Raw genomic sequence first — 20,199 nt, 5'->3', positions numbered from 1 at the left:
TCGGTCTCACCCTCTCCCCTCGGGGAGAGGGCAGGGTGAGGGGGTTTCCCTTCAAACTGTGCTCAGCGTCTTGATCGCCGGATAAAGCGCGCGGTAACGCTTGTAGGCGTCGGCATAGGCATCCGTCAGCGCTGTTACCGGTTCGATCGTGCCGGCGGTTTTCGGCGGCGTGCAGACCTCAATCGGGTCGGCGCCGGTTGCCGCGATCAAGCCGAGACGGGCAGCGCCGAAAGCGGCCCCGAAATCACCGTCGGCCGGCACATCGACGGGAACGCCGAGCGCGGTCGCGATCGAGGCCAGCCAATAGCGCGAGCGCGAGCCGCCGCCGATGGCGGTGACGCGGGCGATATCAGTACCCGCCGAGCGCAGCGCTTCGAGATTATCTCGAATGGCGAAGCTGACGCCTTCGAGCACCGCCTGCGTGAGCACAGCGCGGCTGCTTTCATGGCCGAGACCGATGAACGCGCCGCGGATGGTCGCGTCATTATGCGGCGTGCGTTCGCCGGAGAGATAGGGAAGGAAGGTGACACCGGACGGTGCCTTCAGCGCATCCCCCAACTCGCCGGTGAGTTCGGCGGCGGATTTGCCGGTGACGTTCGAATGCCAGTTCAACGCGTCGGTCGCCGAGAGGATGACGCCCATCTGATGCCAGGTGTTCGGTAGCGCATGACAGAAGGCATGAACGGCGCTTTCCGGCTTCGGGAGGTAGGAGCCGTTGGCGGCAAAGAGCACGCCCGAAGTACCAAGCGAGACAAAGGCGGCGCCATCGCTGACCGTACCCATGCCGCAAGCCGAGGCCGCGTTGTCCCCTGCCCCGCCGGCCACGACGACGTCGCCGGCAATACCCCACTTCGAGGCAAGTTCGCCGCGCAGCCTGCCGGCAGCTTCCGTACCTTCCACCAGCGTCGGCATCTGCTTTTCATCGAGATTGGTGACGGCAAGCAACTCGGAAGACCATTTGCGCTTGCCGGCGTCCAGCCACGAGGTTCCGGCGGAATCGGACATCTCAGACATATGTTCGCCCGTCAGCCACAAGCGCAGATAGTCCTTCGGCAGCAGCACCCAGCGCACCCTGGCGAAGACATCCGGCTCGTGCTTGGCGACCCAGGCGAGCTTAGGTGCGGTGAAACCGGGGAAAACGATGTTGCCCGTCAGAGCGCGGAAGCGCGGATCGGCGTCGAGAGCGGCAGCTTCCTGATAGCTGCGCGTGTCGTTCCAGAGAATGCAGGGACGCAGCACTTTGTCGTCGCCATCGAGCAGCGTCGCGCCATGCATCTGGCCGGACAGGCCGATACCGCGCACTGCCGCCAACTCCTTCGGATGAGCCGCCTTCAGCTCGGCGACCGCCTCCTCGGTGGCGCGAATCCAGTGCGCCGGCTCCTGTTCCGACCAGCCCGGATGCGGACGCGACACGTCGAGCCCGCCATTGGCCGATCCAATGATCTTCTGGTTGCCGTCGATCAGCATCGCTTTGACGCCGGACGTTCCGAGATCAAGACCCAAATACATCAGATGTAACTCCCTGTGCTCTGCCGCCGGTTTTGATGCTCAGGGCAGATTGTCCTTCAAGAAAATGTCGAGGCGGATGCGCTCCTGGCCGGCGATGACATCCTGGCCGTCCGCCGTCGCCTTCATGACGCGTATGGCGCTGCGCACCTCATGGCCGGCGTCCTGGTTGAGAACGGCATCGATGGTGCCGTCCTGGAGCGCCGCGCGGGTGTGTTCGGTCAGCTCATGTACGACGACCGTCAGCTCGCGCCCCTGGCCGGTGTCCTTGAGCGCCTTGAGCAGGCCGCGATTGCCGGCACCGAGGCTATAGATGCCGATGATGCTGTTGCTGCCGGAAAGCGCTTCGGAGATCAGCCTATTGGCGATTTCCGGATCGTCGCGACCTTCGAGCACCGGCAGCAGGCGCAGTTGCGGAAATTCCGCCGCCATCACCGAGGAAAATCCTTCCAGGCGCTCACGATGGTCGCGCACCAGCATGGACCCGGCGAGAATGGTGAGATCGCCCTTGCAGCCACCGAGAAAACGGCCGAGCAGCCGGGCAGCCGTTCGGCCAGCACCGATATTGTCGACGCCGGCATAGTGGTGCCGGGTCGAGCCAGTGAGATCGGAAACGAGCGTGACGACGGGAATTCCTGCCGTTACCAGCCGGTCGACGGCGGCGCGTACCTCCGGCGCGTCGGTTGCCACCAGGGCCACGCCGGCGAGGTCCAGCCCCTGCAGCGCGTCGAGCGCTGCCACCAGCGCCGGTGCGTCGAAGGCTGGCACCTCCACGATACGAATTTCAGTGCGATCGAAGGTCGAGCGCGCCATCGCCTGACGCACCTCGCCATAGAGGCCGTGCATAAAGGAATTGTCGCCGGTCGGTAGGATGAAGACGAGCGGATAGACGCGGCCCTTGGCAAGGTTGGCCGCCGCCACATCACGGATATAGCCAATGTCACGGATGGCTGCTTCCACCTTCTCGCGTGTGACGAGACGAACGCCTGGGCGCCGGTTCAGCACCCTGTCAACGGTCGCGAGGCTGACACCCGCAGCAGCGGCGATGTCGTAAACGGTGGGTCTCATCGGCTCCTCCTGACGAAATCCTTTACTGCGAATTCTGATGTACGTAAATCAAAAATTTCCGAAGCCTGAAATTTCCTATAGATCGGCACGAAAGAAAAAGGCCTCCCGATCCGAGAAGCCTTTTAATTACATGTAGATAGTAGAAGAACGGTTAAGCCTAGTGACCGCCGCCGCCAGCCCCCTTCGGCGGAGCGTTCGGCTTACTGAGCATCAACACGCCGAAGATCATCGCCAGGAACAATACAGTCAGCATCAGGAAGACGTCGCCGAAGGACATGATGACCGCCTGTTGCTCCGCCATGTTGACCAACTGCCGCAATGCTGCCTGCGGACCGTCCAGGCCATTGGCATTGAAATTGGCGGTCATGTTGTTGATCTGATCGACGGCGGCGGGGCTCCCCCAATGCACATGATCGCGCAGATGCATGTAGTGGGCGTCCTGACGGGTGCTGAGGACCGTATTGATAATGGCGAGCCCGACGGCGCCGCCGAGGTTGCGGGTCAGGTTGAACAGGCCGGAAGCGCCGCGCATGCGGGCAGGAGGCATGGTTCCGAGCGCGATGTTGTTGATCGGGACCATGCACAACATAAGCCCGAAGCCGCGAAGAATCTGCGGGATGAAGAGCTCCCAGAAATCCCAGTCCGTCGTAAGGCCGGTCATGATCCACGTGCCGGTCGCAAAACTGCAGAAGCCGATGATCATCATGATCCGAAGATCCATCTTGCCGGAAAGAACACCGGCGAGAGGGGCGGTGAAGAACATTGCCAGCCCCGAGACGAACATCGTCTCACCGATCATCAGCGAATCATATCCACGAATACGGCTGAGATAGACGGGATAGATATAGGTCAGGCCATAAAGCCCGATGCCCATCACGAAGGAGAACATCGAACCAAACGCGAAATTCTTGTTGCCGAAGGCCTTTAAGTCGACGACGGGGAAATCGACGCTGAAAGCCCGGTAAAAGAAGATGATCGCGCCAATGGCGGAAGCGACTGCGGCGATGACGATATAGTTGTCATTGAACCAGTCGTTGGTGTTGCCTTCTTCGAGCACATATTCCAGCGCGCCGAGAAACACCGCCATGGAAAACAATCCCCACCAGTCGAACTTCTTCATCAACGACAACTCCGGCTTGTCGAAGTCGATGAAATTCCAGGTGACCAGGGTGACGATGACGCCAGGCCCGATGTTGACGAGGAACAGCCAGTGCCAGGAAAAGGCGTGGCTGAGATAACCGCCGACCGTCGGGCCGATGGTTGGGGCAAGCGTCGCGATCAAACCGATGATCGGCGACACCACATTGCGTTTCGACGGCGGGAAAATGGTGAAGGCGGCCGCGAAAACCGATGGGATCATGCCGCCGCCGATAAAGCCCTGCAGCGCACGATAGACGATCATCTGATCGATGTTGGTCGCCGTCGCGCAAAGGCCGCTGGCGATGGTGAAGCCTGCAGCGGAGGCCGCGAATAGATATCGCGTCGAGATGATGCGGGCGAGCGTCCCCGAAAGCGGAATCATGATGACTTCCGCGATCAGATACGCCGTCTGCACCCAGGGAATTTCATCCGAGCCGGCACTAAGACCGGCCTGGATTTCGCTGAGGGAGGCGGAAACCACCTGAATGTCCAGGATCGACATGAACATGCCAAGCACCATCGCGAAGAAAGCGATAAGCTTACGGGGGTCCATGTGATCCGCCGCTGGCGCGACGGGACCGGCTGTCGAACCTACGGTCGCTGCTGTCGAGGCCATCGGCGCTCTCCGAATTTAGTTACTCGCCAAACCGGCGCGATCGGGCGCGGTGCGGGTATCGACATCGACGACGACGCTCAGACCGGCACGCAAACGACCGCTGTCGAGCGCGTCCTGCGGCAGTGCGATGCGAACCGGTACGCGCTGGACCACTTTGGTGAAATTGCCCGTCGCATTTTCAGGCGGCAGCAGCGAGAAGACCGAACCGGAGGCCGGCGAAATCGACGCGACAGTGCCGACGATCGGATGATCGCTGTAGGCATCGACATGCACGTTGACCTTGGAACCGGCAACCAGATGCTGGATCTGCGTTTCCTTGAAGTTGGCGTCGATGTAGAGCTGGCGGGTCGGAACGATCGCCATCAGCTTCTGGCCTGGCGAAACGAGATCGCCTTCCTGAACCGAACGATTGCCGACGACGCCGTCATAAGGCGCCTTCAGCACGGTGAAGGAGAGATCGCGGGCGGCCTTGTCGCGAGCGGCTTCCAGGCCCTTGATCGTGCTTTCGGCCTGACGGCGCTGCGCCTGCAGCAGGTTGATATTGGCCTGAGCCGACGCGATGGCGGCATCGCCGCCGACCAGATTGGCTTTGGCCTGATCGAGGGCGATATTGGCGCTGTCCAGCGAAGCCGTGGTGCCCACCGATTTCGATTGAAGTTCGGCAGCACGCGTCTGGGTGATCTGCGCGCCGCGGACGGTCGCTTCCAAAGCGACCTTCTGTGCCTGCGACTGGGCAAGCGCAGCCTGGCCGGCGGCAATCTGCGCATCGATGGTGTGCAGCGACAATTGCTCGGTATCGAGCGAAGCCTGGGCCTGCTGCAGCGCCAGCTTGTAATCGCCGTCGTCTAGCGTGGCGAGCACATCGCCCGCCTTGACCAACTGGTTGGCAACGACGTTCACCTTGGCGACATAGCCCGTCACCTTCGGCTGGATAGTCGCGATGTCGCCTTCTATATAGGCGTCGTCGGTCGACACCAGGAAACGGCCAGTCGTCCACCAGTCATAGCCGTACCAGCCGCCGGCGACGAGCGCCAGAACGACAACGATAGGCAGTACCAGGCTGCGCCGCTTCTTCTCGGCCGGCGGTGGGGCCGCCTGGACCGAGTGAGCAGGCGCAGCCTGGGCGGGGGGCGGGCTGTTAGGCTTTTCCGCGGCAGGAGCCTCGGCGGATGCGCCGGTGTGCGGAGCCTCCACTTCGACATCATCAACGATGCGCGCTACATTGTTACTATGACTTGACGACATGGTCCTACCATTGGAAATCTGTGGTAATATAATCGAACCGAACGGTTCAGTTCAGTTCAGTTGACATAGATCGTTTTTCATTCCATATCAAGTCATATCGAACCACCCGGTTCGATTTAATTAACGAATCTGATTAAGATTCAGAAAAAGTGATCGAGCGAAGGAGACGATGAAACACGAACCGCAAAACATGGCCGTCTTGAACGCACCTGCTTCAGGGGGGCGTTGGGCCGCTGGAGAAGATCCCGTCAAACGCCAGCAAATTCTGGATGGCGCCACGCGTGTCTTCATGAAAATGGGGTTCGATGCCGCGAGCATGAACGACGTCACGCGCGAAGCAGGCGTCTCCAAGGGCACGCTCTACGTTTATTTCGCCAATAAGGAAGACCTGTTCTCCGCCATGATCGACAGTGAGCGGGCGCGTTTCGTTGAGACCGTACGCACCGCTCTTGCCGATGACGTCGATGTGGCCACCAGTCTCTATGAGTTCGGCATGGTGTTCGTGACCCACGTCACATCGGACAAGACCATCAGCGCCATGCGCACCGTCATTGGTGTTCGCGAACGCATGCCAACTCTCTGTCAACGCTTCTTCACCGGCCCGGAAAACCTGCGCACGGTTCTGCGCGGCTTTCTCGAACGTCAGGTTGCTGCCGGTGGTCTCCGTATCGAAGACTTCGATATGGCCGCACGCCATTTCCTCGACATGGCCAGCGGCAGTTATTTCAAGCTGAGACTGTTCGGCGACATGGATTACCCTCCCTCGAAAGAGGAGATCGACTATGTGGTGCGCGGCGCCGTTCGCGTCTTCATGGCCGCTTATGGTAACAATCGGAAAGATCAGGCCTGACCGCCTTCCGATAGCCAGCGGATAACCCCGCAATCCCGCAATTGCGATCAAACCCGATAGCCGGTCGGCGCCTAACAATGGGCTGGCAACCAGGGAATCGAATATGAGCGCGATCGGAAAAGCCATATGGTTCATAGAAAGCCATTTCTCGTCCGATATCTCGCTGGACGAGATTGCAGATACGGCCGGCTTGTCGCGCTATCATCTGTCGCGCGTCTTTGGGCTCACCACCGGACATTCGATCAGCGGCTACATTAGGGGCCGACGCCTCAGCGGGGCGGCTCTTGCGCTGATCAACAGCTCATCGACCATTCTCGAGGTTGCCCTCGATGCGGGCTACGGCTCGCATGAGGCTTTCACTCGTGCCTTTCGCGAGCGATTCGGCATGACGCCGGACGGTTTGCGCAAACAGGGGCACGCCCGAAACCTTGTTTTGCTGGAGCCGATCAGAATGGACGACACCCGCCTTCCCAAACTCGATGCGCCACGTTTCGAGACCCGCCCCGCAATGCTGCTTGCCGGTCTTGCGGAAACCTATGCCTGTGAAGCCACGCAGGGGATTCCCTCGCTGTGGCAGAAATTCAACCAGCATTTCGGCCATATTCCCGGCCAAGTGGGCAATGTCGCCTATGGCGTCTGCACCCAGACTGAAGGCGAGACTGAAAGCTTCCGCTATATGTCTGCCGCCGAAGTCACCTCGGCCGACGATCTGCCGGAGGGCTTCACGACCCTGAAACTGCCACAGCAGCGCTATGCCGTCTTTACCCATCGCGGTCATATTTCCGGCATCTCCGCGACCGTGCAGCAGATCTTCGGTGATTGGCTGCCGCAATCCGGCCACCAGCACGGCGGCTTGCCCGACATGATGGAGCGTTACGACGATCGTTTCGATCCCCACACCGGCATGGGCGTGACGGAGATCTGGATTCCGCTTAAGGCTTAGAAATATGCGCGCCGGCCGCGAAAATAATGCTGGCGCTTGCACCTGCGATTTCGCTCCTTACATAACCGACACTATTGAGGAGCCGGAGCTGGGGGTCAGCGTCGGCAGACGCTGACCAGAGGAAATTTCGTCGATGGACATTGTTGGTTTGATGCAGGATCCGAGCGCATGGATTGCCCTTGTCACGCTCGTCGTCATGGAGGTGGTCCTTGGTATCGACAACCTCATCTTCATTTCGATCCTGACGAACAAGCTGCCGGTCGAACACCGTGAAAAAGCACGCAAGATCGGCATCGGCCTCGCCCTGATCATGCGTCTTGCCCTCCTCGGCACCGTCGCCTGGATCGTGCAGCTCACGCAGCCGGTCTTCGAAGTCTTCGGCCAGGGCTTCTCCTGGAAGGATATGATCCTGATCGGCGGCGGCCTGTTCCTGGTCTGGAAGGCGACCAAGGAAATCCATCACAATGTCGATCCGCAGGAACATGGCGAGGATTTCATCGCCAAATCGACCACGACCGGCTTTGCCTCGGCCATCGGCCAGATCCTATTGCTCGATCTCGTCTTTTCGATCGACAGCATCATCACCGCCGTCGGCATGACGCCGCATCTGCCGATCATGTTCATCGCCGTCATCGCCGCAGTCACCGTCATGCTGGTGGCCGCCACGCCGCTTGCCAACTTCATCGAAAAGAACCCGACGATCGTCATGCTGGCGCTCGCCTTCCTCCTGATGATCGGCACGACGCTGATCGCCGAAGGCATGGGCTTCCATGTTCCCAAGGGCTATGTCTACGCCGCCATGGCCTTCTCCGCCGTAGTCGAGGTGCTCAACATGCTGGCACGGAACCGCCGGAAAAGACTATCCGGCGGCCATTGACGGCAATATCCGTGGTCGAAGTGGCCGCGGCGCTCAATCCTGGACGTGAACGTCGACAGACTCGCCGACATTACCACGTCCGTAAATATCGACTTTGACCCAGACGTTGCCGCGAGCGATCAGGTTGGCAGCATCACCGACGATATTGCCGCTTTCCAGCATGGCTTCCAACTTCTGGCGATTGGATGCCAGCGAAAAAAAGCCGTCGCCTTCGTCACCCCGATCACGGCGGCGATAGGCATGATAATTCGCACGATCCTGGCGGATGATCTGCCAAGGCAGCGTCAGACGCTCTCCCTTGGAGTTATAAAGATCATCGCTGCCTATATAGGCACGATAGGACTCGATCAGATGTGCCGAGCCGTCGCGGGTTATTGTCGATTGTGCCGCTGCTGCGTCAAATAGGGCGGCCGCCAACATGAAACTCAAAACCAGCTTCTTCATTTTTTCCTCGCGGTGAACGATTGGAGACCTATGTCGCCACTGCCGCGAAAATTGCAAAAGAATTCGACGAATGATCTGCTTTTATCCCCCTGGTATTATGAAGGGTAAAAATGCCTGGTGAAAATTGAGAGGTCGGCTCGAATCGAGGCGACGCAAGCTCGGCACCTCTGCCCAGGCAATCCCGCGGCGCAGTTTCCCTTGACGTTACCCCTTGAATATGGCCTAAGGCCTGCCAAACGGAAAACGCAGGATTGAAGCGGCAAGACGCCCTTTTCCGGCCGGTTTCCTGATCCAGATAAACATCTCCAGCCGGGCGGCGCTTATCCCAAGCAGCGGCCTGGCTTTCTCTGACGGGCAAACAAGATGACAACATCAGGCGTTCGCGTCCGCATCGCACCCTCCCCGACTGGTGAGCCGCATGTCGGCACCGCCTACATCGCGCTGTTCAATTATCTCTTCGCCAAGAAGCATGGCGGTGAGTTCATCCTGCGCATCGAAGACACCGACGCAACACGCTCGACCCCGGAATTCGAAACCAAGGTGCTCGACGCACTGAAATGGTGCGGCCTGAAATGGTCTGAAGGACCCGACATCGGCGGTCCCTATGGTCCCTATCGCCAGAGCGACCGCAAGGACATATACAGGCCCTTCGTCGAGAAGATCGTCGACGCCGGCCACGGTTTCCGCTGCTTCTGCACGCCGGAGCGCCTGGAAAAGATGCGCGAAGCCCAGCGCGCCGCCGGCCTGCCGCCGAAATATGACGGACACTGTCTGAACCTCACGGCCGAGGAAGTCTCCACGCGCGTTGCCGCCGGCGAGCCGCATGTCGTGCGCATGAAGATCCCGACCGAAGGCTCCTGCAAGTTCCATGACGGCGTCTATGGCGATGTCGAAATCCCGTGGGATGCGGTAGACATGCAGGTTCTGCTCAAGGCCGACGGCATGCCGACCTACCATATGGCCAATGTCGTCGACGACCATCTGATGAAGATCACCCATGTGGCGCGCGGCGAGGAGTGGCTCGCCTCGGTGCCGAAGCACATTCTGATCTATCTGTATCTCGGCCTCGAGCCGCCGCAGTTCATGCACCTGTCGTTGATGCGCAATGCCGACAAGTCGAAGCTGTCGAAGCGCAAGAACCCGACGTCGATCTCCTACTACACCGCGCTCGGCTATATTCCCGAGGCGCTGATGAACTTCCTCGGCCTGTTCTTCATTCAGATCGCCGAGGGCGAGGAACTGCTGACCATGGACGAGCTTACCGAAAAGTTCGATCCGGAAAACCTCTCGAAGGCCGGCGCGATCTTCGATATCCAGAAGCTCGACTGGCTGAACGGCCGCTGGATTCGCGAGAAGCTCTCTGAAGAAGAGTTCCAGCATCGGGTGCTCACCTGGGCGATGGAAAACAGCCGGTTGAAGGAAGGCCTGAAGCTGTCGCAGTCGCGCATCTCCAAGCTTGGCGAACTGCCCGATCTGACCGGCTTCCTGTTCAAGTCCGAGCTCAACCTCGATCCCTCGGCATTCGCCAAGATCAAGTCGACGCCGGAAGAGCTGCTGGAAATCCTGAACACGGTGCAGCCGGATCTCGAAAAGATCCTCGAATGGAATGTCGAGACGATCGAAGCCGAACTGCGCGCCATCGCCGACCGCATGGGCAAGAAGCTGAAGGTCGTGGTCGCTCCGCTCTTCGTGGCCGTCTCGGGCTCGTCGCGCTCTCTGCCGCTCTTCGACAGCATGGCGATCCTCGGCCGCTCCGTTGTGCGCCAGCGGCTGAAACTTGCCGCCCAGACCGTTGCGACCCTCGTCGGCCCGAAGAACTGAACCGGACGAAAAACCCATGAACGACAAGACCGAAGCATCCGCCCTCTCCTCCGACGCAACGGAGGTCCGCCGCCAGAAGCTGAAGCTCTTGCGCGAGCAGATCGGCGACGTCTATCCGGCCCACTTCCATCGGACGCTGACCAACGCCGAGCTGGCTGCAAAATACGAGGGCCTGGAGCCGGATACCGAAACGGGCGACGTCGTCACGGTCGCCGGCCGCGTCTATTCCTCCCGCAATTCCGGGATGTTCATGGACATCCATGATGCGTCGGGCAAGATCCAGATCTTCAGCCACAAGGACGTGACCGGCGAAGAGGCCCGCGCCCTGCTGCCGATGATCGATATTGGCGACATCATCGGCGTAACCGGCGTCGTGCGCCGCACCAAGCGCGGCGAGCTGACGATCAATGCCCAGCAAATCACCATGCTGACCAAGTCGCTGCTGCCGATGCCGGAAAAGTGGCATGGCCTGTCCGACATCGAGCTGCGCTACCGTAAGCGCCATCTCGACATCATGACCAACGAGGAATCGAAACTCCGCTTCCAGCAGCGCAGCCGCATCGTCTCGGGCATCCGCCGCTTCATGGAGACTGACGGCTTCATGGAAGTCGAAACGCCGATGCTGCATTCGGTCTATGGCGGTGCCACGGCCGAGCCATTCAAGACGCATCACAACACGCTGAAGCTCGACATGTACTTGCGCATCGCGCCGGAACTGTTCCTGAAGCGCACGCTGGTTTCGGCCCTCGCGGACAAGGTGTTCGAGATTAACCGCAACTTCCGCAACGAAGGCGTCTCTACCCGGCACAATCCAGAATTCACCATGATGGAATGCTACTGGGCCTATGCCGACTACGAGGACATGATGGATCTCGTGGAACGCCTGTTCTCGACGCTGGCGATGTCAATCCACGGCACCACCGAATTCGCTTTCGGCGACAAGCAGATCTCCTTCAAAGGCCCATTCCGCCGCGTGCCGATGCCCGATGCCGTCAAGGAAGCGACCGGTATCGACTTCCTGGCGATCAAGACCGATGAGGAAGCCCGCGCCGCCGCCAAGGCTGCCGGCTTTGCCGTCGAGAAGGACGCCACCTGGGGTGAATGCCTCGCCTTCATCTTCGAAGAGAAGGTAGAGGGCACGCTGATCCAGCCGGCACACGTTACACATTTCCCGAAGGACATCTCGCCCTTCGCCAAGGAAGTGCCGGGCGAACCGCGCCTTGTCGAACGCTTTGAGACCTATTGCAACACCTGGGAACTCGGCAACGCCTTCTCGGAACTCAACGATCCGGAAGAACAGCGCGCCCGCATGGTCGAACAGCTCGAACAGGCTCATGCCCGCGGCGAGAAGCAGAAGGAACTGGACGAGGAATTCCTCGACGCCATCGATCAGGGCATGCCCCCCGCGGGTGGCCTCGGCATCGGCGTCGACCGCCTCATCATGCTGCTCACCAACTCCGCATCGATCCGCGACATCATCCTGTTCCCGGCGCGGCGCAGCAAGGCGGACTAAAACGGCTCCGCACAGACGAAGGGCCGCCGCGCTCAGTCACGGCGGCCTTTTTTCGTTGAGCCATTGCTTGTGGATTGCGTATAAGTGCCGCCAAGGCAGCGAATCCTCGCCTTCCCGAAACAAGAGGCACGACAATGACCGAGATAGAAAACCCGACCACGGATACCGATCACGAGCAGCAGCGCCTCGCCGATCTTGCCGAAATCGGCGATGTCGATCTGACGCAATTCGCGCCGGGCACATTCGGCTGCCATGAGGTGATGCACACGACCTCGCTCATGCTCGACATGACCGACGATCATCTGCTGCAGCACCCCGCCATTCTCGCCAATCCGGAATTCTACCGTCTTGCCGGTGAAGTCCACGAAGCATTGTTTGCGCTCTATCAGGCCATTGGCGAGAAACATCTGGCGGATTGACGGAATTCCTTGGTCTCCGCAAGGCCAAGGACCCCACCCTCAATTAGTGACTGGCGACCGCCGATTGCTGGCGCCTGTCATCGTCGGGTCTAGGCCCGGCGATGGTGCCGCATTTGGTTCGGTGGCGTCGACGCCAATGAAGCTGCCGGTATTGCTTCCCTCAGGCGGGAGACTGCTTCTGGACGCGGGAGGGTTCTGCTCCGGAGGCGTCGCGGGCGCGTCCTCTTTTTCCTCGCGGGCGACGGCTTTCTGTTCGGCGGCTTCGGCGGCTTTCTGTTTGTCTTTTTTGGCGCTGCCGCCTGCCTCGCTGTCAGCCGAGAGCGGGTTATCGCAGTCGCTATGATCCTGAAGCGCCGCCAGCGCGTCATCGATATCCTTGGGCAGCATGTTGATCTGTTCGCCATAAAACAGACCTTGGGCGCTCGCGCCGCCATTATAGTAGCGCGCCGTCACCGGCTCCTCGGCAGCACCATCGGCGACCTTGTCGGGATGCGGGACGTAGACGACATCGGCCCCCAGCGCCCGGCCGCGAATATCGGAGCGTAATGTCGGACCGTTCCTGTCGAGGACGACGACCTGAACGAGATCCGGCTTTTGTTCATCGTACACGGCTTTGGCGACACGAAGCGCCGTTCTGACGCGCGTCAGTCCGTCGGTCGGATCGGTGCGGATATATTTGCGCACCCAGAGCCGGTTCTCCTTACGGATGGTAACGAGATTGACATCGCTGCATGTCAGGCCGTTCGGCGAAGCCGAGGCAAGACCCAGAAGTCTGTCTTTGCCGATATAAAGCGCGAAGACGCCGGAGCAGCCTATCAACAAGGCCACTCCGCCGATAATGGCGACAAGCTTCCGGGACGGCCGGAAAATGTGCAGTAAGGCGCTCACCCCAACTGCTCCACCATAAAGCACTCCAACGCGACAAAATGATCAACTCTCACGTTAGGGATATCGCGTTTCGGAATACTTAAAGAAGAGATGAATCTTGCCTCGCCCGCATTTCCGTTACCAAAAAAGGTCCAAGCCTTTCAGAACGATGCCGGTTCTTGCCTTGCACGGCATACCCATGCTCTAACCGCGTATGGCCTTCACTTTGAGACAGCTTCAATATTTCGTCGCCGTGGCGGAACAGGGCTCCATTACCCGCGCGGCGCAGAACCTGTCGATCTCGCAATCCTCTGTCACCGAAGCCCTGAAAGAGCTGGAAAGCGACCTTGGCGTCGAGCTTTTCGACCGCCATCCGCGCGGCCTCGCCATCACCCATAACGGCCACCAGTTCCTGCGCCACGCCACAAAAATCCTCGCGACCGTTTCCGACGCGCGCACCAGTTTTTCCAGCCAGCAGAATGAGGCCGGCGGCACGTTGAACATCGGGGTCACCTCGCTCGTCGCCGGTTATGTGCTCTCCGATCTCCTGGCGCGCTATCGTCGCGCCTGCCCCGGCGTCGAGGTCAGCGCTATCGAGGACAATGGCGGCTATCTCGAACATCTGCTGGTCGGCGGCGAACTCGATGTCGCCGTCATGGTCATTTCCAACCTGCGTGACCGCATGGCGCTGCAAGCCGAAATCCTTGAGACTTCGCCCTATCGTCTGTGGCTGCCCATGGGCCACCCCCTGGTCTCCGCCGATATCATCAGCGTCGCAGACATCACCCGCGAACCGCTGATCATGCTGACCATCGACGAGATCGAGGAGAATACCGGCAAGCTGCTGACAGCGCTCGGCGCCCGCCCGCATGTCGCCTTCCGCACCCGCTCCGTCGAGGCGGTGCGCAGCTTGGTCGCCACGGGTGCCGGCGTTGCGCTGCTGCCGGACCTTGTCTACCGCCCCTGGTCTCTGGAAGGCGACCGTATCGAAAGCCGCGACGTCTCGGGCTCTCTACCGGTCGTGCAAGTCGGCATGGTCTGGCGCAAGGGTTCCAGCCTGCCGCAGGCCGCCCGCGATTTCGTCGGCATAGCCGAAGCCATGCGTTCGGGCCGTCAGCGGTAAATCTGCACGCATATATCGGAAATTCCGATATCGCCTTTCTGATAAATGAATTTGCGAATACGGCAAAATCGCGTCACCTTTTCTCCGGGAACAAAACGCCAGGAACTGGCTCCGATACCAACTGGCTCAAGAACCGGGAGAGTTTGATGAAGCATCTGCTGAAATCATGCACGGCAGCGCTCGCATGTTTAGGTTTCGCCACGCAGGTCATTGCCGCTGAGCCGCTGAAGACGCTCGGCAAAGGCGAAGGTGCCGTCAGCATCGTTGCTTGGTCCGGCTATATCGAGCGCGGTGAGAGCGACAAGAACTACGACTGGGTCACCCAATTCGAGAAGGACACCGGCTGCAAGGTCAGCGTCAAGACCGCGGCCACCTCCGACGAAATGGTGGCGCTGATGAATGAAGGCGGCTTCGATCTCGTGACCGCCTCAGGCGATGCGTCGCTGCGCCTCGTTGCCGGCAAGCGCGTCCAGCCGATCAACACCGATCTGATCCCGAGCTGGAAAAATCTTGATGAACGTCTGAAAAATGCCCCGTGGCATACGGTCAACGGTGTCCACTACGGCGTGCCCTATCTCTGGGGACCGAACGTGCTGATGTACAACACCGACGCTTTCAAGGATCAAGCACCCAAGAGCTGGAATGTCGTCTTCGAGGAAATGACCCTGCCGGACGGCAAGTCCAACAAGGGTCGCGTGCAGGCCTATGACGGCCCGATCTATATCGCCGATGCTGCGCTCTATCTGATGGCCCACAAGCCGGAACTCGGCATCAAGGACCCCTACGAACTCAACGAAGATCAGTACAAGGCCGCTCTCGACCTTCTGCGCGGCCAGCGCAAGCTCGTCAGCCGCTATTGGCACGATGCGATGATCCAGACGGATGACTTCAAGAACGAAGGCGTCGTCGCCTCCGGCTCTTGGCCCTTCCAGGTGAACCTGCTGCAGGCGGACAAGCAGAAGATCGGCTCGACCTTCCCGGACGAAGGCACGACCGGATGGGCCGACACCACCATGCTGCATGCCGACAGCGAGCATCCGAACTGCGCCCATATGTGGATGGAACATCCGCTGCAGGCGAAGGTCCAGGGTGATGCCGCCGCCTGGTTCGGCGCCGTGCCCTCGGTTCCGGCCGCCTGCAAGGGCGACGAGCTTCTGACCGACAGCGGCTGCGCCACCAACGGCTACGACCATTTCGACAAGATCAAGTTCTGGAAAACCCCGGTCGCCAAGTGCACGACCGAGAGCGAATGCGTGCCCTACCATCGCTGGGTTTCAGACTATATCGGCGTGATTGGGGGCAGATAGTTCACGCCGATCATGGCGACCGCCTCTACAGCCTAAAGAGTGCGATCGCATCGGGACGATGAGGGGCCCGAATCCGACGCCCCTCATCGCCTCGTCGAGCCTCTTCCAAACGGAGAGGCGCGACGAAACGATATGCCCTTCACCTCCGCATACCCGGGAGCATCCCATGACTGCCGTTCGTTTCCAGCAGGTATCGCGCCATTTCGGCCAGATCCGCGCCGTTGACCGCGTCGATCTGGAGATCGCGTCCGGTGAATTCTTTGCCATGCTCGGTCCCTCCGGCTCCGGCAAGACCACTTGCCTCCGGCTGATTGCTGGTTTCGAGCAACCGACCGGCGGCCATATCGAGATCTTCGGCGAAACCGCCGAGGGCGTGCCGCCCTATCGCCGCAACGTCAACACGGTCTTTCAGGACTACGCCCTCTTTCCGCATCTCAATATCCTCGACAATGTCGCCTATGGGCTGATGGTCAAGGGCATCGGCAAGACCGAAAGGCTGAAAGCGGCCGAACAGGCTCTCGAACTGGTGAAATTGCCAGGTTATGGCAACCGCCGCCCCGGCCAGCTCTCCGGCGGCCAGCGCCAACGCGTGGCGCTCGCCCGCGCCCTCGTCAACAAGCCGAAAGTGCTGCTCCTCGACGAACCTCTTGGTGCGCTTGACCTGAAACTGCGCGAGCAGATGCAGGAGGAGCTGAAGAGCCTGCAGCGCGCGCTCGGCATCACCTTCGTCTTCGTCACCCACGATCAGGGCGAAGCACTCTCCATGGCCGACCGCGTCGCCGTTTTCAACAATGGCAGGATCGTGCAAGAGGGCACGCCGCATGACATCTATCAGCGTCCGAAGACCCGGTTCGTCGCCGATTTCGTCGGTTCCTCCAATGTGATTGCCCCTGAGACCATGTCATCGCTCGGCGGCGAACGGCGCTGGGCGAGCCTGCGGCCGGAAGCGATACGATTGACGCAGGATGCCGGCGTTCCGGCGACGGTGCAGGCGACCAGCTTTCTCGGCGCCGCCACCCGGCTTTCGGTGGAAGCGCAGGGCACGCGCATGCATATCACAGTGCCCGCCGGCCAACCCATTCCCGACACCGGCGCCTCGGTGCGCATCGCCTGGCTGCCTGCCGATATCCATTACATGGACGACGCCGCATGATATCAGCCGCCATCGCCGCACCCGCGGCCACCTCGATCCTGCCACGCCGGGGCGGTTTCTTCGGCCGCCTCTCGGATCTCTTCTGGCGCCGACCGAAACTGCTGCTTTTCCTGATGCTCACGCCGCCGCTGCTCTGGCTCGGCATCATCTATATCGGCTCGCTGATCGCGCTGCTCTTGCAGAGCTTCTTCTCGATCGACGATTTCTCCGGAATGGTGAACTACGAATTCACCCTCGCGACCTATGCGCAGCTTTTGAACTCCGCCAATTTCGACATCATCATCCGCACGGTCGTCATGGCGGCGCTGGTGACTATCGCCTCCTCCTTCGTCGCCTTTCCGATCGCCTATTATGCGGCGCGGTACGCCAAGGGAAAATGGAAGGCGCTGTTCTATCTCGGCGTCATGCTGCCGCTCTGGTCGAGCTATCTGGTCAAGGTCTATGCCTGGAAGCTGATCCTCGCCAAGGAAGGCATTTTGACCTGGCTTTTCGACAAGCTCTACCTCGGCTGGTTGCTCGACGGCGTGCTTAACCTACCGATCGTCGGCGGCAATTCGCTGTCGGTGAGCTATATCGGCACCTTCCTTGTCTTCGTCTATATCTGGCTGCCCTATATGATCTTGCCGACGCAGGCTGCCCTCGAGCGCGTGCCTGCCAACCTCCTCGAAGCCTCGGCCGATCTCGGCGCCACGCCGAACCAGACCTTCCGCACCGTGTTGCTGCCGCTGGCGCTGCCCGGCGTCGTCGCCGGCTCGATCTTCACCTTCTCGCTGACGCTCGGCGATTACATCATTCCGCAGATCATCGGCTCGTCGCGCCTCTTCATCGGCCAGGCCGTCTATGCGCAACAGGGCACGGCCGGCAACGTGCCGCTCGCCGCCGCCTTCTCGGTCGTGCCGATCGTCATCATGGCCGTCTATCTCGGGATCGCCAAGAAACAGGGAGCTTTCGATGCGCTCTGATCGCGGCCAGCAGGCTTCCCTGCCCTTGAAGATCGCCGCCGCCTGCGGGCTGCTTTTCCTGCATCTGCCCATCCTGCTGATCTTCGTATATGCCTTCACGACGGAGGAGAAGAGTTATCAGTGGCCGCCGCCAGGCCTCACGCTGCAATGGTTCGGCATTGCCTGGAACCGACCGGATGTCTGGTCGTCGCTGGCGCTGTCGGTGCAGGTAGCGACCGTCGCAACGGCGATCGCTTTGGTGCTCGGCACGCTCTGTGCCGCCGCCGTCAGCCAGACGAGATTCTTCGGTCGCGAGGCGATCTCGCTGCTGGTCATCCTGCCGATCGCCCTTCCGGGCATCATCACCGGCATAGCGCTGCGCTCGGCCTTCAGTCTGTTCGATATTCCGTTCTCGGTCTGGACGATCGTTCTCGGCCACGCCACCTTCTGCGTCGTCGTGGTCTACAACAACGCTGTCGCCCGCTTCCGCCGCACCTCCGGTTCGCTGATCGAAGCCTCGATGGACCTCGGCGCCGACGGTTTCCAGACCTTCCGCCATATCATCCTGCCGAATATCGGCACGGCGCTGCTGGCCGGCGGCATGCTCGCTTTTGCGCTTTCCTTCGACGAAGTCATCGTCACCACCTTCACCGGCGGCCAGCAGATGACATTGCCAATCTGGATGCTGGAAGAGCTGATCCGCCCGCGCCAGCGCCCCGTCACCAATGTCGTCGCCATGGTCGTGGTGCTCGTTACCTTCCTGCCGATCCTGGCAGCCTACTATCTTACCCGCGACGGCGATCAGATCGCCGGCGGCGGCAAATGAAAGGGAGATAATTATGGATACCCAAATGCTGATCGGCTCCCGCTTTGAGGCCGGTACGGAGACGGAAGAGCATATCCTCAACCCGAAGACGGGGGAGACGGTGCTCAACCTGCCGGAAGCCTCGCTCAGCCAGATCGACATTGCCGTCGACGCCGCCGAAAAGGCTTTCACGAGCTGGTCGCAGACGACACCCGCCCAGCGCTCCACCTATCTCCTGAAGATCGCCGATGCCATCGAGAAGGATGCCGAAGGCTTTGCAACGCTGGAAGCGCTGAACTGCGGCAAGCCGATCAATGCCGTCCTCAACGACGAAATCCCGGCCATCGTCGATTGCTACCGCTTCTTCGCCGGCGCCGTGCGTAACCTGCATGGGCCGGTTGCCGGCGAATACTTGCCCGGCCACACCTCGATGATCCGCCGCGATCCGATCGGTATCGTCGGCTCGATCGCGCCGTGGAACTATCCGCTGATGATGATGGCCTGGAAACTGGCACCGGCGATTGCCGGCGGCAACACCGTCATCTTCAAGCCCTCCGAACAGACACCGCTGACGGCACTGAAGATGGCGAAACTGCTTTCGGACATCCTGCCGGAAGGCGTCGTCAACGTCATCCTCGGCCGCGGCGAAAGCGTCGGAAATGCGCTGATCAACCATCCGAAAATCAGCATGGTGTCGATCACCGGCGATGTCGCCACTGGCAAAAAAGTGCTACAGGCCGCCGCCAAGACAGTGAAGCGCACGCATCTCGAACTCGGCGGCAAGGCACCGGTCATCGTCTTCGATGACGCGGACATCGATGCCGTCGTCGCCGGCATCCGGACCTTCGGCTATTACAATGCCGGCCAGGACTGCACCGCCGCCTGCCGCATCTACGCCGACGCCAAGGTCTATGACAATTTCGTCGCCGACCTGACCTCAGCCGTCTCCAGCATCAAGTTCAACCTGGGGGACGACACCGAAAACGAGATCGGACCGCTGATCTCCAAGCGCCAGCGTGACCGGGTCGAAAGTTTCGTCACCCGGGCCGCCGAGCACAAGCACATGGAAATCACCACCGGCGGCAAGACCTCCGGCGATCGCGGCTGCTTCTATGCCCCGACCGTGGTTGCCGGCGCCACACAGGACGACGAGATCGTCCGGCGCGAAGTGTTCGGTCCCGTCGTCTCCGTTACCCGCTTCACCAGCGCCGACGACGCCGTCGCTTGGGCCAACGATAGCGATTACGGCCTTGCCTCCTCCGTCTGGACCAAGGACATCAGCCGCGGCATGCAAACCGCCGCCCGCCTGCAATACGGCTGCACCTGGATCAACACCCACTTCATGCTGGTCAACGAAATGCCGCATGGCGGACTGAAGCAATCCGGCTATGGGAAGGACATGTCGGTCTACGCTATCGAAGACTACACTGCCGTCCGGCATGTCATGATCAATCATGGATGAGGAACGGTTCGGTGCAACCGAAGCAATCGGTCCATTGGGTCGATTGCAGCGCCGGCTGACGCGGGACGTTCGAACTCCATTTTTCCCTGTTGGATGAGA

The 20,199-nt window shown here is 60.5% G+C and carries 18 protein-coding genes; 12 read left to right on the top strand and 6 right to left on the bottom strand.

Annotation, left to right across the window (positions count from 1 at the left end; translation table 11 throughout):
- Positions 1-51: 51 nt before the first annotated feature.
- The 4 genes from xylB to K290_RS0115570 all read right to left on the bottom strand — a co-directional run bounded on the left by xylB (position 52) and on the right by K290_RS0115570 (position 5,575).
- Positions 52-1,509, bottom strand: a complete 1,458-nt coding sequence (gene xylB, locus K290_RS0115585) for a xylulokinase (protein ID WP_028752784.1) — start codon at positions 1,507-1,509, stop codon at positions 52-54.
- A gap of 39 nt (positions 1,510-1,548) precedes the next feature.
- Positions 1,549-2,574, bottom strand: a complete 1,026-nt coding sequence (locus K290_RS0115580) for a LacI family DNA-binding transcriptional regulator (protein ID WP_028752783.1) — start codon at positions 2,572-2,574, stop codon at positions 1,549-1,551.
- A gap of 157 nt (positions 2,575-2,731) precedes the next feature.
- Positions 2,732-4,330 (bottom strand): DHA2 family efflux MFS transporter permease subunit, encoded by a 1,599-nt coding sequence (locus K290_RS0115575; protein WP_028752782.1) that lies wholly within the window; start codon positions 4,328-4,330, stop codon positions 2,732-2,734.
- A 15-nt stretch (positions 4,331-4,345) separates the two neighbouring features.
- Entirely contained in the window at positions 4,346-5,575 is a 1,230-nt protein-coding gene (locus K290_RS0115570) for an HlyD family secretion protein (RefSeq protein ID WP_028752781.1), read from the bottom strand.
- A 169-nt stretch (positions 5,576-5,744) separates the two neighbouring features.
- On the opposite strand from K290_RS0115570, the gene K290_RS0115565 reads away from it, so the two are divergent.
- The 3 genes from K290_RS0115565 (at position 5,745) to K290_RS0115555 (ending at position 8,245) form a co-directional block, all read left to right on the top strand.
- Positions 5,745-6,425, top strand: coding sequence for a TetR/AcrR family transcriptional regulator (locus K290_RS0115565; protein WP_028752780.1), 681 nt, complete (start codon positions 5,745-5,747; stop codon positions 6,423-6,425).
- A gap of 103 nt (positions 6,426-6,528) precedes the next feature.
- Complete coding sequence (locus K290_RS0115560; RefSeq protein ID WP_028752779.1) at positions 6,529-7,368, top strand: GyrI-like domain-containing protein; 840 nt, start codon at positions 6,529-6,531, stop codon at positions 7,366-7,368.
- 133 nt (positions 7,369-7,501) lie between these two features.
- Positions 7,502-8,245, top strand: a complete 744-nt coding sequence (locus tag K290_RS0115555; RefSeq protein ID WP_028752778.1) for a TerC family protein — start codon at positions 7,502-7,504, stop codon at positions 8,243-8,245.
- 33 nt (positions 8,246-8,278) lie between these two features.
- On the opposite strand, the gene K290_RS0115550 is transcribed toward K290_RS0115555, so the two are convergent.
- Positions 8,279-8,689, bottom strand: a complete 411-nt coding sequence (locus K290_RS0115550) for a hypothetical protein (RefSeq protein WP_028752777.1) — start codon at positions 8,687-8,689, stop codon at positions 8,279-8,281.
- Between the two features lie 363 nt (positions 8,690-9,052).
- Between K290_RS0115550 and gltX the strand changes: the two genes are divergently transcribed.
- From gltX to K290_RS0115535, 3 genes are all read left to right on the top strand, one after another.
- The gene (gltX, locus tag K290_RS0115545) at positions 9,053-10,510 is read left to right on the top strand and encodes a glutamate--tRNA ligase (protein ID WP_028752776.1); all 1,458 of its coding nucleotides are present in this window, start codon (positions 9,053-9,055) and stop codon (positions 10,508-10,510) included.
- 16 nt (positions 10,511-10,526) lie between these two features.
- Positions 10,527-12,023, top strand: a complete 1,497-nt coding sequence (lysS, locus tag K290_RS0115540; RefSeq protein WP_028752775.1) for a lysine--tRNA ligase — start codon at positions 10,527-10,529, stop codon at positions 12,021-12,023.
- A 134-nt stretch (positions 12,024-12,157) separates the two neighbouring features.
- On the top strand, positions 12,158-12,442 hold the full coding sequence (locus K290_RS0115535; RefSeq protein ID WP_028752774.1) for a hypothetical protein: 285 nt from the start codon (positions 12,158-12,160) through the stop codon (positions 12,440-12,442).
- A 39-nt stretch (positions 12,443-12,481) separates the two neighbouring features.
- On the opposite strand, the gene K290_RS0115530 is transcribed toward K290_RS0115535, so the two are convergent.
- Positions 12,482-13,330, bottom strand: coding sequence for a hypothetical protein (locus tag K290_RS0115530; protein ID WP_028752773.1), 849 nt, complete (start codon positions 13,328-13,330; stop codon positions 12,482-12,484).
- 193 nt (positions 13,331-13,523) lie between these two features.
- Here K290_RS0115530 and K290_RS0115525 point away from each other — a divergent pair, with 193 nt between their 5' ends.
- The 6 genes from K290_RS0115525 (at position 13,524) to K290_RS0115500 (ending at position 20,100) form a co-directional block, all read left to right on the top strand.
- The gene (locus K290_RS0115525) at positions 13,524-14,432 is read left to right on the top strand and encodes a LysR family transcriptional regulator (RefSeq protein ID WP_028752772.1); all 909 of its coding nucleotides are present in this window, start codon (positions 13,524-13,526) and stop codon (positions 14,430-14,432) included.
- Between the two features lie 146 nt (positions 14,433-14,578).
- On the top strand, positions 14,579-15,739 hold the full coding sequence (locus K290_RS0115520) for an ABC transporter substrate-binding protein (protein WP_028752771.1): 1,161 nt from the start codon (positions 14,579-14,581) through the stop codon (positions 15,737-15,739).
- Positions 15,740-15,905: 166 nt separating this feature from the next.
- Entirely contained in the window at positions 15,906-16,892 is a 987-nt protein-coding gene (locus tag K290_RS0115515; protein ID WP_028752770.1) for an ABC transporter ATP-binding protein, read from the top strand.
- Positions 16,889-17,854, top strand: a complete 966-nt coding sequence (locus K290_RS0115510; RefSeq protein ID WP_028752769.1) for an ABC transporter permease — start codon at positions 16,889-16,891, stop codon at positions 17,852-17,854. Before K290_RS0115515 ends, K290_RS0115510 begins: the two co-directional genes overlap by 4 nt.
- Complete coding sequence (locus tag K290_RS0115505) at positions 17,844-18,659, top strand: ABC transporter permease (protein WP_028752768.1); 816 nt, start codon at positions 17,844-17,846, stop codon at positions 18,657-18,659. Before K290_RS0115510 ends, K290_RS0115505 begins: the two co-directional genes overlap by 11 nt.
- 13 nt (positions 18,660-18,672) lie before the next feature.
- Positions 18,673-20,100 (top strand): gamma-aminobutyraldehyde dehydrogenase, encoded by a 1,428-nt coding sequence (locus K290_RS0115500; protein WP_028752767.1) that lies wholly within the window; start codon positions 18,673-18,675, stop codon positions 20,098-20,100.
- Positions 20,101-20,199 lie beyond the last annotated feature (99 nt).

Source organism: Rhizobium leucaenae USDA 9039 (assembly GCF_000426285.1).
In the GTDB taxonomy this organism is placed as follows: domain Bacteria; phylum Pseudomonadota; class Alphaproteobacteria; order Rhizobiales; family Rhizobiaceae; genus Rhizobium; species Rhizobium leucaenae.
Note: the sequence above shows the minus strand (reverse complement) of the source record. Positions and strands in the feature narration are given on the sequence as shown.